The 13,539-nt window shown below is 64.9% G+C and carries 11 protein-coding genes; 2 read left to right on the top strand and 9 right to left on the bottom strand.

The window, feature by feature from the left end:
• Positions 1-348 precede the first annotated feature (348 nt).
• Positions 349-1,263 (bottom strand): FkbM family methyltransferase, encoded by a 915-nt coding sequence (locus D107_RS13295; RefSeq protein ID WP_081619364.1) that lies wholly within the window; start codon positions 1,261-1,263, stop codon positions 349-351.
• 374 nt (positions 1,264-1,637) lie between these two features.
• On the opposite strand from D107_RS13295, the gene D107_RS0106220 reads away from it, so the two are divergent.
• A complete protein-coding gene (locus tag D107_RS0106220) occupies positions 1,638-3,251 on the top strand; it encodes an amino acid adenylation domain-containing protein (protein WP_038035189.1) in 1,614 nt (537 codons plus the stop codon).
• Between the two features lie 10 nt (positions 3,252-3,261).
• On the opposite strand, the gene D107_RS0106215 is transcribed toward D107_RS0106220, so the two are convergent.
• From D107_RS0106215 to D107_RS0106195, 5 genes are all read right to left on the bottom strand, one after another.
• Positions 3,262-4,083, bottom strand: a complete 822-nt coding sequence (locus D107_RS0106215) for a GNAT family N-acetyltransferase (protein ID WP_018866626.1) — start codon at positions 4,081-4,083, stop codon at positions 3,262-3,264.
• A gap of 106 nt (positions 4,084-4,189) precedes the next feature.
• The gene (locus D107_RS0106210; RefSeq protein ID WP_018881017.1) at positions 4,190-5,158 is read right to left on the bottom strand and encodes a glycosyltransferase; all 969 of its coding nucleotides are present in this window, start codon (positions 5,156-5,158) and stop codon (positions 4,190-4,192) included.
• Positions 5,155-6,036, bottom strand: a complete 882-nt coding sequence (locus D107_RS0106205; protein WP_018881016.1) for a hydrolase 1, exosortase A system-associated — start codon at positions 6,034-6,036, stop codon at positions 5,155-5,157. The genes D107_RS0106210 and D107_RS0106205 overlap by 4 nt, the downstream gene beginning before the upstream one ends.
• Positions 6,033-6,836: a hydrolase 2, exosortase A system-associated gene (locus D107_RS0106200; RefSeq protein ID WP_018881015.1), complete on the bottom strand. Its 804-nt coding sequence runs from the start codon at positions 6,834-6,836 to the stop codon at positions 6,033-6,035. Before D107_RS0106200 ends, D107_RS0106205 begins: the two co-directional genes overlap by 4 nt.
• A gap of 7 nt (positions 6,837-6,843) precedes the next feature.
• Positions 6,844-7,092, bottom strand: coding sequence for a phosphopantetheine-binding protein (locus D107_RS0106195; RefSeq protein ID WP_017941958.1), 249 nt, complete (start codon positions 7,090-7,092; stop codon positions 6,844-6,846).
• A 268-nt stretch (positions 7,093-7,360) separates the two neighbouring features.
• On the opposite strand from D107_RS0106195, the gene D107_RS0106190 reads away from it, so the two are divergent.
• A complete protein-coding gene (locus D107_RS0106190) occupies positions 7,361-9,184 on the top strand; it encodes an asparagine synthetase B (RefSeq protein ID WP_026280753.1) in 1,824 nt (607 codons plus the stop codon).
• Between the two features lie 591 nt (positions 9,185-9,775).
• Here the strand turns inward: D107_RS0106190 and D107_RS0106185 are convergent.
• From D107_RS0106185 to D107_RS0106175, 3 genes are read right to left on the bottom strand one after another with little or no spacing between them, the layout of a single operon-like run.
• Positions 9,776-10,984, bottom strand: a complete 1,209-nt coding sequence (locus tag D107_RS0106185; RefSeq protein ID WP_018881013.1) for a glycosyltransferase — start codon at positions 10,982-10,984, stop codon at positions 9,776-9,778.
• Positions 10,981-12,183 carry a glycosyltransferase family 4 protein gene (locus D107_RS0106180; protein ID WP_018881012.1) on the bottom strand — a complete coding sequence of 401 codons (1,203 nt, stop codon included), beginning with the start codon at positions 12,181-12,183 and terminating at the stop codon, positions 10,981-10,983. Before D107_RS0106180 ends, D107_RS0106185 begins: the two co-directional genes overlap by 4 nt.
• Entirely contained in the window at positions 12,180-13,523 is a 1,344-nt protein-coding gene (locus D107_RS0106175; RefSeq protein ID WP_018881011.1) for a phenylacetate--CoA ligase family protein, read from the bottom strand. Before D107_RS0106175 ends, D107_RS0106180 begins: the two co-directional genes overlap by 4 nt.
• Positions 13,524-13,539 lie beyond the last annotated feature (16 nt).

Genomic DNA, 13,539 nt, shown 5'->3' with positions numbered 1-13,539 from the left:
CCATAAAGGGTTTGGGAACAGAGTGAGGAGCGCATCGATGCCAAACGCCAGGCTAACGAAGCGCCCCTGACAGACTTCCTGCGCCCGGTCGAGCGATTCCAAAAACGCCCCGAACTGGATGTCGGAGGTGGAGTACTTTGATACCGCAAGCTATTCGAGGCCAGTGGCGGAGTGCCCCATGGGCTGCGGCAGGTTCTGACCAGAGGCACCCCTACGGCGCGCCTGCTCACCATGGCCGAGCAAGCGCCACGGCATCATCGCATCAAAGAAGAAAAGGCTCGCTGCTTCAAGACCGGAGAGCGGGCGAACGTCTGCCTGCCGGGTTCGACCGGCAACGTTAAGCCACAGTTAAGGATTGGGTAGTGGATCGCGCCGAATGATCACGTCGGTCTGGTGAGTCACTCCTCCGTGCAATTCGGCAACGGTGCTTTTCGGTGGTGACAAATAAAACGCTTTGTCGTAGCGGTTCTCAATTCTGTAAACGCGGAAGCCTTCGTTCCGGAAAAAATCCAGTATATCGGGGCCAGACTGGTGGCTGCCCGGCGTGAGTTCCATCAGAAATGTGACGTCGCGTGGAAAGCTTTCGATAAGGTCCTGCATGCCCGCCAGGACTTCATTTTCGACGCCCTCCACATCGATCTTTACGACGGCGGCGCCAGCCACCTCTTCAGGCCGAAGCAGAGAGCTCAGGGGTGCAGCGTCCACGCGATAGGTGCGGTCGACCGGGCCAGAGCTGCGAGCGAACTCCACGGAAAGGGTGGTTCTACCTGAATTCCCCGAGGGGCCTTCGTAAAGGTCGAGCTCCGCGTGTTCCCTCCACACGGCCGCCTGGACAGCTCGGACATTTGTACAGTTATTCAGAGCGAGGTTGTCCAGCAGGCCTGCGTAAGTCCTTGGGGATGCCTCGAAAGACACGACTCTGCCCGTTTCCCCAACGCACCTGGAGGCGAGGAGGGAATACCAACCTAGATGGGCGCCGATATCGATGAATGCACGTCCTTGCAGAGGGAGGGAGCGTATCAGCGCCGTTACGGCCGGTTCCCAGACTCCAAAGTAATAAATGTACTGAGCGACCATGTCTCCAGTGTTGCCCTGGAATCGGAAACCCAGCTTCGTCTTGATGTTATATTCGTGATGTCGCCAGGCGATATACGGGGAACATACCCGCTCCCACACGAGCCGTTTCAGTGGAGAGGGGCCCATCCGCACCGCTGCCGCGCATGTGGGCAGGATTCCGCGGGCAATCCGATCTTTTATATTCATCTATTAGATGTCCTCTATTCTGACTCGCCCGAGGTGCGTGGTGGAGCGGCTTGCGGATCGTAGCGGGTCTCTTTTCGGTGTGCGCCTCGAGAAGTGTATACACCCTGTCGATTCTCTGTAAGTTCGGACACGCAAGTGCTTACTCATGTGCCGAAACGTGTGGTTTACGTTGGAGGCAAGACATGAGGAGCGCCGCCGGCTTCGACGGATCCGGAAGAGCCCCGTTTCAGCATCCTTCGGTCGTGGCTGCGTACCGTGGTTCTGTTCGGCAAGAGGCGGGGTGATAGTATCGAGCCGACGATGCCTGGGATGTTTGCGTTGTCCTCTGCCGCCCACCCCCGCCGCCTGTGTGAAGTGCCAGGAAAATCGTAGCCATGTCCCCTGCCATTGCGACAACTGGATTGCTGAACCGATTTCTGGAGTCAGTAAAGCAATTCCCCGAACGACCGGCGCTAGACGTGGACGGTGCTGTTCTGAGCTACCGCGAGCTCTTTGATACCAGCGCCGATGCGGCCGCCGCGTTGGACGCGATGCTGGACATGGATCGACCCGCGCGGGTGGGCGTTCTGGCACAGCGTTCGCTGGCAATGTACCAGGGCATTCTGGGAACGTTGCTGGCCGGGCATACGCTGGTACCACTGAACCCTTCTTTTCCCACCGAGCGTTCTCTGGCGATGGTCGAGCAGGCCGGTCTGGCAGCAGTGTTCGTGGATGCCGGGTCACTGCAGCGGCTGGAGGAACTTCTCGCGTCGGTCTCGGCTGGTCTGGTGGTAGTGCTGCCGGATACCAAACTCCTGGAAGGACTGCGTGAGCACTGGCCCCAGCATACCTTCGTAACGGTGGGCGACCGCCTCCGACCTGACGACTGGAATCCAGCACTATTGGAGCCGGACGACCTGGCCTGCCTCTTCTTCACCTCGGGCAGCACGGGCATACCCAAGGGCGTTGGCGTGCTGCATCGCAACGTGGCCCGGTTTGTAGAGATGTCGCTGGAGCGGTACCGGGACTTCGGCATCAACGAGACCGACCGCTTCTCGCAGTTCTACGACATCACCTTCGACTCGTCGATGTTCGATCTGTACGTCTCGTGGGCCTTTGGCGCCTGCCTGTGCTGCCCGTCCGCGAAGGAGTGGTTCAATCCCAACCGCTACATTGCGGACAAGGCGCTTACGGTGATCGACATCACCCCCTCGGCCGGGCACGGGATGAACCGTCGCAACGGCTGGGCGCCGGGGCGTTTCCCGGACCTGCGCCTGTGCCGCTTTGGCGGCGAGGCCCTGTCGGCGGAACTGGCCGAGGCGATGGCCGTTGCCGCGCCCAACGCCTGGATCGACAACGCCTACGGCCCTACCGAGTGCACGGTGGATGCCTGTTTCTATCGCTGGGACGCGGAGCAATCGCCGGCCGAGTGCGAACATGGAATGGTCCCGATCGGCTATCCGGGCAACCAGGTGGAACTGCGGGTGGCGGACGAGGCCCTGCAGGAGGTGCCGGTCGGGTCCGAGGGCGAATTACTGATCAGCGGCCCCCAGGTGACCCCCGGCTACTGGAAGGATCCTGAGCGCACGGCGCAGGCATTCGTGCACCTGGAGGACGGTCGCGTGCACTACCGGACCGGCGATCTGGTGCGCCGCCCGGGCCCGGGCGAGCCGATCATTTTCCTCGGGCGCCTGGACCATCAGATCAAGATCGGCGGGGTACGCATCGAGCTCGGCGAGGTAGAGGCGGCGCTGCGCGAGGCCGCCGGCACGGACCAGGCGGTGGCCGTCGGATGGCCGCGAACGGAAAGCGGCGCCTCCGGGATCGTGGCCTTCGTGGTCGCAGAAGGCGCCGACGAAGCAGCCCTGCGCGATCGGCTGCGCCAGCGCCTGCCCGCCGTGATGGTCCCGCGAACCATTCACTCGCTCGAAAATCTGCCACTCAATGCCAATGGCAAGGTCGACCGCAAGGCGCTGATTTCGGACCTTGAGGCGGCTGCATCACGGTAAGAGCGCACGACTACGCGGTCACCACGCCCGGGACCGCAAGATATGTGTGCCGCAAATGCGAGACCTCGAAGCCCTTTCGGAGGTGGTTTTTATAGGACTGGTCCGGTTTGTCCGCTGTCCCCACGGCGGTATCGGTGATCACCGAAGTACAACCATGGAGGGACGCATCTCTGAGACGTGCGGAAACCAGGGCCCCGTGCAACCCTCGCCCTCGATAGTCCGGGTGGGTCGCTGCCCAGCCGGTCCAGGCCACCCCATCTCCCAGATACACCAGACCGGTTGCCACAACCTTCCCTTCATCGAGTGCCAGCCACTGGCGCCACTTCGGAGAATACGGAAGCGCTGCCAGAAGTGCCGTTACCTCCTCGGGAACGGAGAAGGTTTGCGCGGCCAACGCGGCGCCTGCATCGTTGTCTTCTGGCTGCCAGGGGCGAATCTCGAGGTCGGTTGTGACCTCGGGAACATCGTGGGTGGAGCGCACCAGAACCGCCGAAGGCGCACCACGGCGAATCCTGCGATCCCGCAACCATTGGGGGATGGGCTCGGGGCGGGCATGCGGGCTGAGCTCCACTGCCCAAGGAAGCTCATGCGGCGCGTACAGGGCCGCGAGTTCGTCAATATAGTCTTCGCTTGCCGGCTCCGCGACACCCAGTGCCAGCACCCGGTTAAAAACCAGGATCTTCTTCAGCCCCGGCGCAACGAGCGCGAGGCCCGAGCGACTACGAACGGCCCGAAAACCCGGAATGCCTGCGGTTTCGGCCACCCTCATCATGCTCTCGTAGGCTTCGGCCTCGATCAGCTCGGCCTGTTCGGGAGTGGGTTCCGCATTCATGGGACACCTCCTTGGATCGGCGACGGTTCGCCGGAGAAAACGTTCTTCTATCGAGTGAAATCTCTCAATCGCCCCCGGACGATTCGGAGCGCAGCCATCCAGTCATTCAGTGGGCCTTGCGACCGACACTTTTCCAGGCGCTCAGGGCAAGATACGCCCAGGCAGAAGCGGACCAGGGATACCGGAGAGCCGACTGACGAAAAGACCGCAGTGCCAGTCTCGGGTCCCCCTCCCAGTAGTGGTGATAGCCGAAACTGAAGCATGTCTGCGCAAGTCGCCGACGGATTGCACCGAGCGATGTCTTCTCTCCGCGCGGACCAAGCCGCCCCCAACGACGCAGCGCCTTGCGGACCACCTCGTATTCATAGTTCGTATCGGGATACTTGGTAATACAGCCTTCGCCATGCAGGCGGTACAGGGCGGTCACGAGGTTCAACTGGTGGATTTCGGTCAGTCTCGAAGCCCGCAGCCAGTAATCGTAGTCCTGACCCCTCTTGAGTTCGGGGTCGAACTGTCCAATGCGTTCGACCAGATCGCGCCGCATCATCACCGTAATGGTATGGGGGAGCGAACCGAAGAGCAGACGGTTGTACAACCAGCCGGATCCGCGCTCCACAAGCGATTTCCCATCGGGGTTCTTCGGGTGCACGCCCTCGGCTGAATCGGGTTTCAGAAACGTCCCGGATGGATCGGGCTTCCAGTTATGCCAGGCCGTGAAGGTCATCCCGATCTGGGGATGCTGGTCCATGTAGCCCACCTGCGCCGCGAGCTTTCCCGGCAACCAGACATCGTCGGAATCGATGAACGCGATGTAGTCGCCGGAGGCGGCGGCGATGCCCGCATTGCGGGCCACGGCCGCGCCCTGGTTCTGCTGGGTCAACAGCGTCAGGCGGTCGCCATATGCGCGCAGGACCTCGATCGTCCCGTCGGTCGAGCCGTCGTCCACCACGATCAACTCGACGCTGGGATAATCCTGGTCCAGAACACTGTCAACGGACTCGGCAATGTATGCGGCCGTGTTGTAGGCCGGCATGATGACCGACACCAGCGGCTTCTCGGGGTCCCGCGTTGTCATGGTTCTGTGCCTGTCACCGGAAGGCCGCGTACCCAGTCATCGGTCCAGTTCGCCACCTGATCGCGCCACTCGCGTCGGGAGAAGGTGTGGTTCGCGTCGGGCAGCTCCTGCAGGGTTACCCGCGACTCCTGTAGCAACCCATTCCAGACGGGCGCGTTGGTCGCCACATCGCGAAACTCGGCGGCGGTCAGGTCGTCGCCACTCAGGATCACGAGGATCGGCCCCTGAAAGCGTTTCCAGCCCGCGGCCATCCGCTCCGGCAGGGGGCCATGGTCCGTGTCGGGACCCGTGTCGTGCGCACTCGAACCGGTAGCCCGCGGACGCAGGGCGGCCCTGGCCATGCCCGCGAGGGATTTCGCGGAGTTCCATGGGTTCAGTCGCCCACGCAGAGCCCCGGTCCAGAAATCGCGACTGGCCAGACGCTGAAGGTAGTATGTTCTCAAGTAGGCCCGCGCCAGCCCGTCACTGGTTCGCACCCAGGGATTCACCAGGACCAGGCCTGCCACCCGGTCATCCCGCCAGGCATAGAACAGGCCGGCCGAAGCGGCGCCACAAAGCCCCCAAATCACGACCTCGCGCATCTCCGGCGCCTCGGCCGAAAAGGTATCCATCGCCGCCCGCATGTCGTCATGGACCTCCTTGAACGTCCGCTGACGACCGGAAGAGTCCCCCATGCCGCGAAAGTCGAAGCGGAACACGGGTATCCCCTGCGCCGCCAGGTGTCGAGCCAAGAGCAGGAACTGGCGGTGGCTGCCCACGCGGTACTGCGGCCCGCCCACGGCAATCAGCACACCACGCCGGGCGCCCTCCGCGCCGGGGTGCAAGATACCCAGCAGTTCCTCCTCCCCCACCCGGAAGACAACGGCGCGCTCGCTCATGCCAGGGCCTCCAGGCGCTGCGTGGTCGCCTCCAGCAATTGCGGCACCTCGATGATGTCCTGGGTGGACCAGAAGGCGTCGCCACCCACGACCGTTGCGGTTACGGCCGCCTCATCTTCGCGCCAGCGCTCGATCAGGCGTTCGGCCGCCGGCGGCAGCGGGGCATCGTCCTGTGCTGCGATGTCGAGCCAGGCGACGGATGCCGCCCGGGGCTGCTCGAGGCGGGCGATGGCAAGGCGCTCGGCCAGGGCGGGCGCCAGGGTGTAGCCCGCCACCTCCAGTGCCTCGCCGTCCCGCAGCCGCGAACGCAGATCACCGGTGGATTCCTTCTGCCCGCCCATCATCCCGGCGGCCATGCGCAGGCGGAGAAACTGGGTCAGGTGCTGTTCGCCATTGGTGACGGGCGCCCAGTAGATCGCGGCGGCGGCCTGTTCGGCACGCGCGGCCAGGAAATCGCCCGCCAGCAGACAGCCTGCGCGCAAGCCCCAGACCAGAAGGGGGGCCGGGCAGCCGGCCTCGAGGTGGTCATTACAGCGGGCAAGGTCGTCCAGCCACAGGTCCCAGTCGGCATCGCCGAAGTCGCCGCCACTGTCGCCGCATCCGTAGAGATCCGGGATCAGCACGGCATACCCGGCCTGCGCCATGCGGCGAGCCTGCAGGTTCACCATGCGGCGGGACTTGTTGAGCTCTTCGGCAAACGGCGGGAAAAACAGCACACGACCACGGACGGAAGGGCCTTCCGGTCGATGCAGCACATGGAACACCGGTCCGGCCTTGCCCTCCAGGAACCCGGCTTCCATGACCGAGTTAGTCGAGCTTGGCGTCGATGAAATCAGCGAGGGTGCCGACCGTCTCGAAGGTCTCGGCGCTGACGTCGTCGTCATCGATCACGATGTCGAAGTGGCTCTCGATCGCGGTGATCAGCGATACCACTGCCATGGAGTCCAGCTCGGGGACGCCGCCCAGCAGCGTGGTGTTGCGGTCGAACTGCTGAGCGCGTCCGTTCAGGCTGAGGGCGCTGTCCAGCAGATTACGGGTGTGATCGAGGGTCGACATATAAAGGTTCCTGAAGGCGGGTATCCGTGCCCGGCCGGGGATGCGGGTTACCCGGCAGGTTACCGTATCTGCACAGGCTGTCCAGATCGTCGCTGACAGCCCGCGGGCCCCGCGTGATCGGCTCGTTAACCTCCTGCACCCGGTCCGCCTTCGAACGCGCGACCCCGGACGTAGAATGGTGATCCATACGGCACGGATCGCCGGGCCCACGCCCGGGTGCGTACATCAATCAGCGTTTCCCTGGACCGACCAGGCAGCAGGCGGACGGATGGCGGGACTTTGTGGATGGTTCGCGGTGAATGCCGCATCCCCGGGCGACGCCCTCGAGGCCCAGGGAGCGGCCCTCACGGGGGTCCCCGGGGCCCCTGAATCCCGGTGCACGAACCGGCTGGGTGGCTGCCTGGTTCGGGGCGGTTGGACCGCGCAGGAGGGGGACGTCATGGCCGCGATCACCGGCCACCCGCAATGGCGCAAACCCGCGCTGGCGGAGTGTGCGCGCGAACGCGACCCCGCGCAGGCTCTGCTGGAGGCCTGGCGGCAACAGGGCAGCGGCCTGTTCGAACAGATAACCGGCGACTTCGCGCTGGTCATCGTGGATGCAGGCCAGGGGCACCTGGTAGCCGGCACCGATCGTCTGGGCCAGACGCCTTTGCACTTTGCGCGGTTGAATGGCGGCGTAGCCTTCGGCACCAGCGCGGGGAGCGTGATTGCCCATCCAGCGGTCGCCACCGAGGTAACGCGCGAGGGGCTTTACCACTACTGCTTCTTCCACATGCTGCCAGCCCCGGTCAGTCTGTTTGCCGGGCTGGAAAAGCTGCCCGCGGCACACTGCCTGATCCACAACGGCGACCGGGCCGAAGTGAACGCCTACTGGCGCCCCGTCTTCGCGGAGGACGGCAGCGCCGCGCCGGCAGCGCTGGAACAGGAGCTTCGCGAACGGGTGCAAATCGCGGTGGACCGGCGCGCGGACTCGCCGCGAACCGGCGCCTTCCTGAGCGGCGGCCTGGACAGCTCCACGGTCGCCGGCATGCTCGCCGGCATCCAGCCCGGGGCGGACAGCTTCAGCATCGGTTTCAACGCGCCCGGCTACGACGAGATGGAGTACGCGCGCATCGCCGCGCAGCACTTCGGCACCCAGGCACACGAGTACTACGTAACTCCCGAGGATGTCGTCGAGGCGGTACCCCGGATCGCCGCTAGCTACGACGAGCCCTTCGGCAATTCCTCGGCGCTGCCAGCCTATTTTTGCGCGCGCATGGCCAAAGACGCCGGCATGACCCGGCTGCTCGCCGGCGACGGGGGCGACGAGCTGTTCGCCGGGAATGCGCGGTACGCCAAGCAGGGCGTGTTCGAGCACTGGGGACGCATCCCCGCGCCTTTGCGGCGAAATCTGCTGGATCCACTGTTTACCCGCCTTCCGCGCGCGCTCCCCGTGGTCGGCAAGGCGCGCAGCTATGTGGAACAGGCGCGCATCCCGCTGCCGGACCGGCTGGAGACCTACAACTACCTGCACCGGCTGTCACAGGAATCGATGTTTACGCCGGACTTCCTCGCGGGGCTGGATCGTGAAGCGCCATGGGAACTCATGCGCCGGATCTATACGCAGCCGGAGGATGCCTCCACGCTGAATCGCATGATGTATCTGGACTGGCAGCAGACGCTGGCCGACAACGACCTGCGCAAGGTGACCGGCATGTGCCAGCTCGCCGAGGTTGATGTGACCTTCCCTATGCTGGACGACGACCTGGTCGAGTTCTCCTGCCGCGTGCCGTCCGCGTTGAAGCTGAAGAAAGGACGCCTGCGCCACTTCTACAAAGAGGCGTTCACCGGCTTTCTGCCGGAGGCGATCATCGACAAGAAGAAGCATGGCTTCGGCCTGCCGTTCGGGGTGTGGATGCAGGAACACGCGCCGCTACAGGAACTGGCCTACGACAGCCTGCTGCGGTTGAAGGGACGCGATTTCCTGCGCGACGACTTCATCGACGAACTGATCCGCCTGCATCGCGAGGAACACGCGGCGTATTACGGCGAATTGGTGTGGGTCCTGATGATGCTGGACCTCTGGCTGGAGTCGCACCCCGCCGCCCGCTAGCCGCCTGCGCTCGCTATTTGTTCACCACGAAGCGCACGAAGGCACGAAGAAGGGCAAGGTCAAGGGCGGTTACACCACGGAGGACACAGAGGGCACGGAGAAGGGCTGGATTAAGGTGGGTAGGTCTGGTGATCGCGTCCTGTATGGCACTGTCCGGCACCGGGGTGTCGCAGGCATGCTGTAAAGACAGCACAAGAATTTCTTCGTGCCTTCGTGTGCTTCGTGGTGAATTCAATCCCTTCAGGTCAAGGGCGGGTCACAGGAAGACGGGAAGAGAGGGAAGGCTCAGGCTGAAATGACTCGGCGTCGACTGCCTGGAACTCACCCGTCTGCACCGGTTTCCATCTCCCCTCATCTGGGCGGCGGAGTGCGGACTCAGGTCCTTGTGGGCTTCGGTGGTCGCCTGCATCCGCCGCGCTGGGGTTACCCCGATCACCCGGCATGCCACGTCACCACCCTCACAAATCTTCCCTTCTTCCCGCGCTTCCTGTGAACAAGCTCGTCTTCGTGCCTTCGTGAGCTTCGTGGTGAATCCAATCTTTCACCTCTGTGCGCTCCGTGCCCTCAGTGGTGAAAACGCCCTGGCCTTGTTCAGTGCGCTGGCGGTTGTGCGGAATGGGCGGAGCGCAGAGCATCCACCAGTATCGGGATGCGGGCCTCCCAGCGGTTCTCGCGGGCGTAGGCCTGGATCGCCGCGCGGTCCCAGTCGGTTGTAAGCGCGTCCTCGATGACGCGGCGCAGGGCATCGCCATCGCCCAGCTCGACCAGTGTGCCCAGTGCATCCGAGCAGATGACTTCCGGGTTGCCCCCCACGCGCGTGGTCACCGTGGGCAGGCCGCAGGCAGCCGCCTCGAGGAAGACGTTCGCCCAGCCCTCGAAGCGGGTGGCCAGCACGAACACATCGGCGGCAGAGTAGTAGAACCGCAGACGTTCCGGTGCCACGGCCCCGGTGAAGTGCACGTGATCCTCCACGCCCTGCTCACGCGCGAGCCCTTCCAGCCAGGCCTGGCCATTGCCGTCCGGTCCGCCGCCACCGACGCAGAGGTAATGAAGGCCGGGGAACTGCCTTAACAGGGCTGGCATCTGCTCGATCACCCGGTGGAAGCCCTTGCGCTCGTTGAGCCCGCCGACGGTGATCAGGACCTTTGCGTCCTTCGGGAGGCCAAGTTCCTGGCGGCAGGTCACCCGGTCCTCGGGGTAGAAGTAGTCGAGGTTGATGCCATTGGGCATCACCTGCACCTGATTCTCGGCAATGCCCATGCCCAGCGCGACGCGGCGCAGATCGCCGGAGACGGAGAACACACGGGCGGCGGCGTGCATCGCACGCGCGGACATCCAGCGCGACAGCCGTGTGCGCGATATGCGCAGGATGGTTCCGCGAAGGGTGATGGTGTGGGTCAGGCCCAGCCATCGACCCAGCAGCCATGCGGCCACGCCATCCGGGTAGATGAAGTGGGCATCGATAGCAGTGACGGCCTCATCCCGCTTGAGCTGCCGCACCAGCCGCAGGAGGCTGAGCGCGAGCAGCGGGCCGTCGGTCCACTTCATGATGCCGGGGATGCAGAGGAACCGCGGGTGGTAGACATCGATCCCGTCCTGCACCTCGTGACAGGGCACCGGGGGCCGGTAGTGCGGATTCCAGAAACGGCGGATCAGTCCCTGACCGGGGAACCAGGCAACCGGCGCGACCACCACCAGCGGGATGTGGCGCGCCACGCGGAACATGCGCTCGCGCACAAATACCCCGTAGGTGGGCTGCACGGCATTGGGGAACACCCGCGACAGGACGAGGAGCTTCATGCCGTATCCCGTGCCGACGCATCCGCGGGGCAGACGCTGGCGATTACATGTCGCGCATTGGCCTGCCAGGTATAGCCACGCTCCTCCACCAGGGTCGCGGCCTGACGACCCAGCCGCACGCGGGCCGCATCGTCCGCCAGCAAGGCATCCAGGCGCTCGGCGAGAGCACCCCAATCGCGCGGCGGGAACAACAGGGCGCTATAGTCGTGGCGCACCACTTCCCGGATGTTCGGTTTGTCCGGAGCGACCACCGCTCGACCCAGCGCCAGATACTCGAACAGCTTGATCGGGGATGCGTAGTCGGTGACATCCGGCTGTACGGCGATATCCAGCGCCGCGATATGGGTCGGGATGGCGACGCGCTCCACCGGCCCGGTGAAATGGACGCGTTCGGCAAGGTCCAGATCCACTACCAGCTTCTGGAGAGCAGGAACGGCGGGGCCATCCCCCACAATGAGCAGGTGCAGGCTGGGGTGCACACCCGTTAGCGCCGCGCAGGCGTGGATCAGCCCGTCCACGCCGTGCCAGGGCCGGATCCACCCGACAAAACCCACCACCCGGGCATCCGCGGGTACGTAACGCTCGCGTACGGAACGACCGTCCACCTGGGGGTTGAAACGGGCCCCGTCCACGCCATTGGGCATCACCATCAGGCGTTCGCGCGGGACGCCACGCGCGGCAAAGATATCTGCCATGGCCTGGGTGACGACGATGGTGCGGGTGGCACTGCGGCAAAGCCAGTCCTCGATGCGCTGGGCCAGCCGCCGCAACACGAGATCCCCGTGCGTTTGCAGTTCCAGGCTGAGCGGGGCGTTCACCTCCAGCACGAGAGGACGCCGGGTCAGCCAGGCCACCAGCCGACCGGAAAAGCTGAACAGGCTGTAGCGCTCGTAGATGAAGGCCGGCCGGTGGCGCAGCACCGCCCACAGCAACAATACGAAGGCGGGCCCGTTGTAGGCCAGCGAAAGCAGTTCGTAGAACCAGAAGGGGATCGGCACGCCCTTCAGCGTGGGCCTCGCATCCCCGTCCCCTTCCTCGTTCCTGGCGGGCACTGGCGTATTGCTCGCCTCGGCCCTGCGCTGCAGGGGCGCCACCATGTGGACCTCATGGCCCAGCTCACGGAAGGCGTCGCACAGGGACTGGATATGTATACCTTGGGCATCCTCGCCGCGAGTGCGATGGTGGTAAAGGATCTTCACGTCTCCAGCGCCTCGCTCTCGACCCAGCGATACTTGCCCGAAGGCGACGGCGCGATGGACTCGACCAGCTCCAGGCGCACAGGCACATCGGCATGCAGGATGCGGTGCATCCCTTCGGTAACCGTGCGGGTCTGCGCCTCGCCCCAGGCGCCATTGGCGATCACCTCGATATCGAGGGAGAGGTCCGCACGCTGCACCAGCCGGTACTGAGCGACCTGCGGCAACTCGCGCATCACGTAGTTGGCGGCAGAGCCGTGGACCCGCCGCCCCTCGGCGCCCACCAGGAAGTCATTGCGCCGCCCTTCCAGGCGATCGAGCGTCGGCAACAGCGAGCCGCAGGGGCAGGTACCGGCCTCGCCCAGCCGGCCGCGGTCGCCGACGCGATAGCGCACGAACGGCATCGCATACCCGTCGAGGTTGGTGACAAGCAGATCGCCGATCCCGTCGGCGTCCGGTTCGTCGACCTCCACGTGCACGTGTTCGCTCGCGATATGCAGGCGACCGTGCGGGCATTCGTGGGCGATCAGTCCCGCATCGCGCGATCCGTATTCGTTGGCGACCGGACACTGCAGGATCTCGCCAATGGTGTCGCGCACCTGCGGATACAGCATCTCGGAGGTACAGACCACGGCCTGCGGCTTCCAGCCGCGCGCGAGCGCCGGATGCTCGCGCAGCGTCTGGGCCACGCGGACGATGACGGTCGGATAGCCATACACCAGCCGCGGGCGAAAACGCCCGAGGAAGGCCGCGTAGGCCTGCAGGCGTTCGGGAGTCAGATCATGCGCCGAGAGCACCACCTGGTTGAGGAAGTACCGGTCCTTGATCACGCGCAGGCGCGACGCCTTGCCAAGCTCGATGGGGGAACCCCAGAAGTCGACCTGACGATCGCCCGGACGGATGCCGAACCAGCCCCGAAACCGGAGCTTCTGCGCGTTATGGCGCGCCTCCTTGACGCGATCCGTCCAGAAAACCAGGGGCCGCCCGGTAGAGCCCCCGGTACTGGAGGGCAATAACGGCCCCGTAGCGTTGTCGGCCACCAGTGCACGCCCGTTCTCGCGCACGGTATCGCGTTCGAGAATCGGAAAATCCTCCAACTCGGGAGCACGGCCTGCCAGGGCTTCCCGGTACCAGGGCACGTGCTCCGCGCAATGCGCCAGCAGGGCCTCTATGCGTGATTGATGCAAGCGCCCGAGAGCGGCGGCCCCGGCCTGCTCGCCTCGCTGCAGGGCCTGCAGGTAGGACGCCGTTTCACGCCCACGCAGCCGTTCGTGCAGCGGCCAGAGCACCCGCCCCGCCAACCGTTGCGGCATGCGCAGCGGCCAGTCGGGCTGGGGCAGCAACGGCGCCGCGCTTGCA

It is taken from the genome of Thioalkalivibrio sp. ALE30, from assembly GCF_000377465.1.
In the GTDB taxonomy this organism is placed as follows: domain Bacteria; phylum Pseudomonadota; class Gammaproteobacteria; order Ectothiorhodospirales; family Ectothiorhodospiraceae; genus Thioalkalivibrio.
Note: the sequence above shows the minus strand (reverse complement) of the source record. Positions and strands in the feature narration are given on the sequence as shown.

Coding starts and splice junctions, on each gene's coding strand:
- D107_RS13295 (WP_081619364.1), bottom strand. CDS start 1,263: ATGAATATAAAAGATCGGATTGCCCGCGGAATCCTGCCCACATGCGCG.
- D107_RS0106220 (WP_038035189.1), top strand. CDS start 1,638: ATGTCCCCTGCCATTGCGACAACTGGATTGCTGAACCGATTTCTGGAG.
- D107_RS0106215 (WP_018866626.1), bottom strand. CDS start 4,083: ATGAATGCGGAACCCACTCCCGAACAGGCCGAGCTGATCGAGGCCGAA.
- D107_RS0106210 (WP_018881017.1), bottom strand. CDS start 5,158: ATGACAACGCGGGACCCCGAGAAGCCGCTGGTGTCGGTCATCATGCCG.
- D107_RS0106205 (WP_018881016.1), bottom strand. CDS start 6,036: ATGAGCGAGCGCGCCGTTGTCTTCCGGGTGGGGGAGGAGGAACTGCTG.
- D107_RS0106200 (WP_018881015.1), bottom strand. CDS start 6,836: ATGGAAGCCGGGTTCCTGGAGGGCAAGGCCGGACCGGTGTTCCATGTG.
- D107_RS0106195 (WP_017941958.1), bottom strand. CDS start 7,092: ATGTCGACCCTCGATCACACCCGTAATCTGCTGGACAGCGCCCTCAGC.
- D107_RS0106190 (WP_026280753.1), top strand. CDS start 7,361: ATGGCGGGACTTTGTGGATGGTTCGCGGTGAATGCCGCATCCCCGGGC.
- D107_RS0106185 (WP_018881013.1), bottom strand. CDS start 10,984: ATGAAGCTCCTCGTCCTGTCGCGGGTGTTCCCCAATGCCGTGCAGCCC.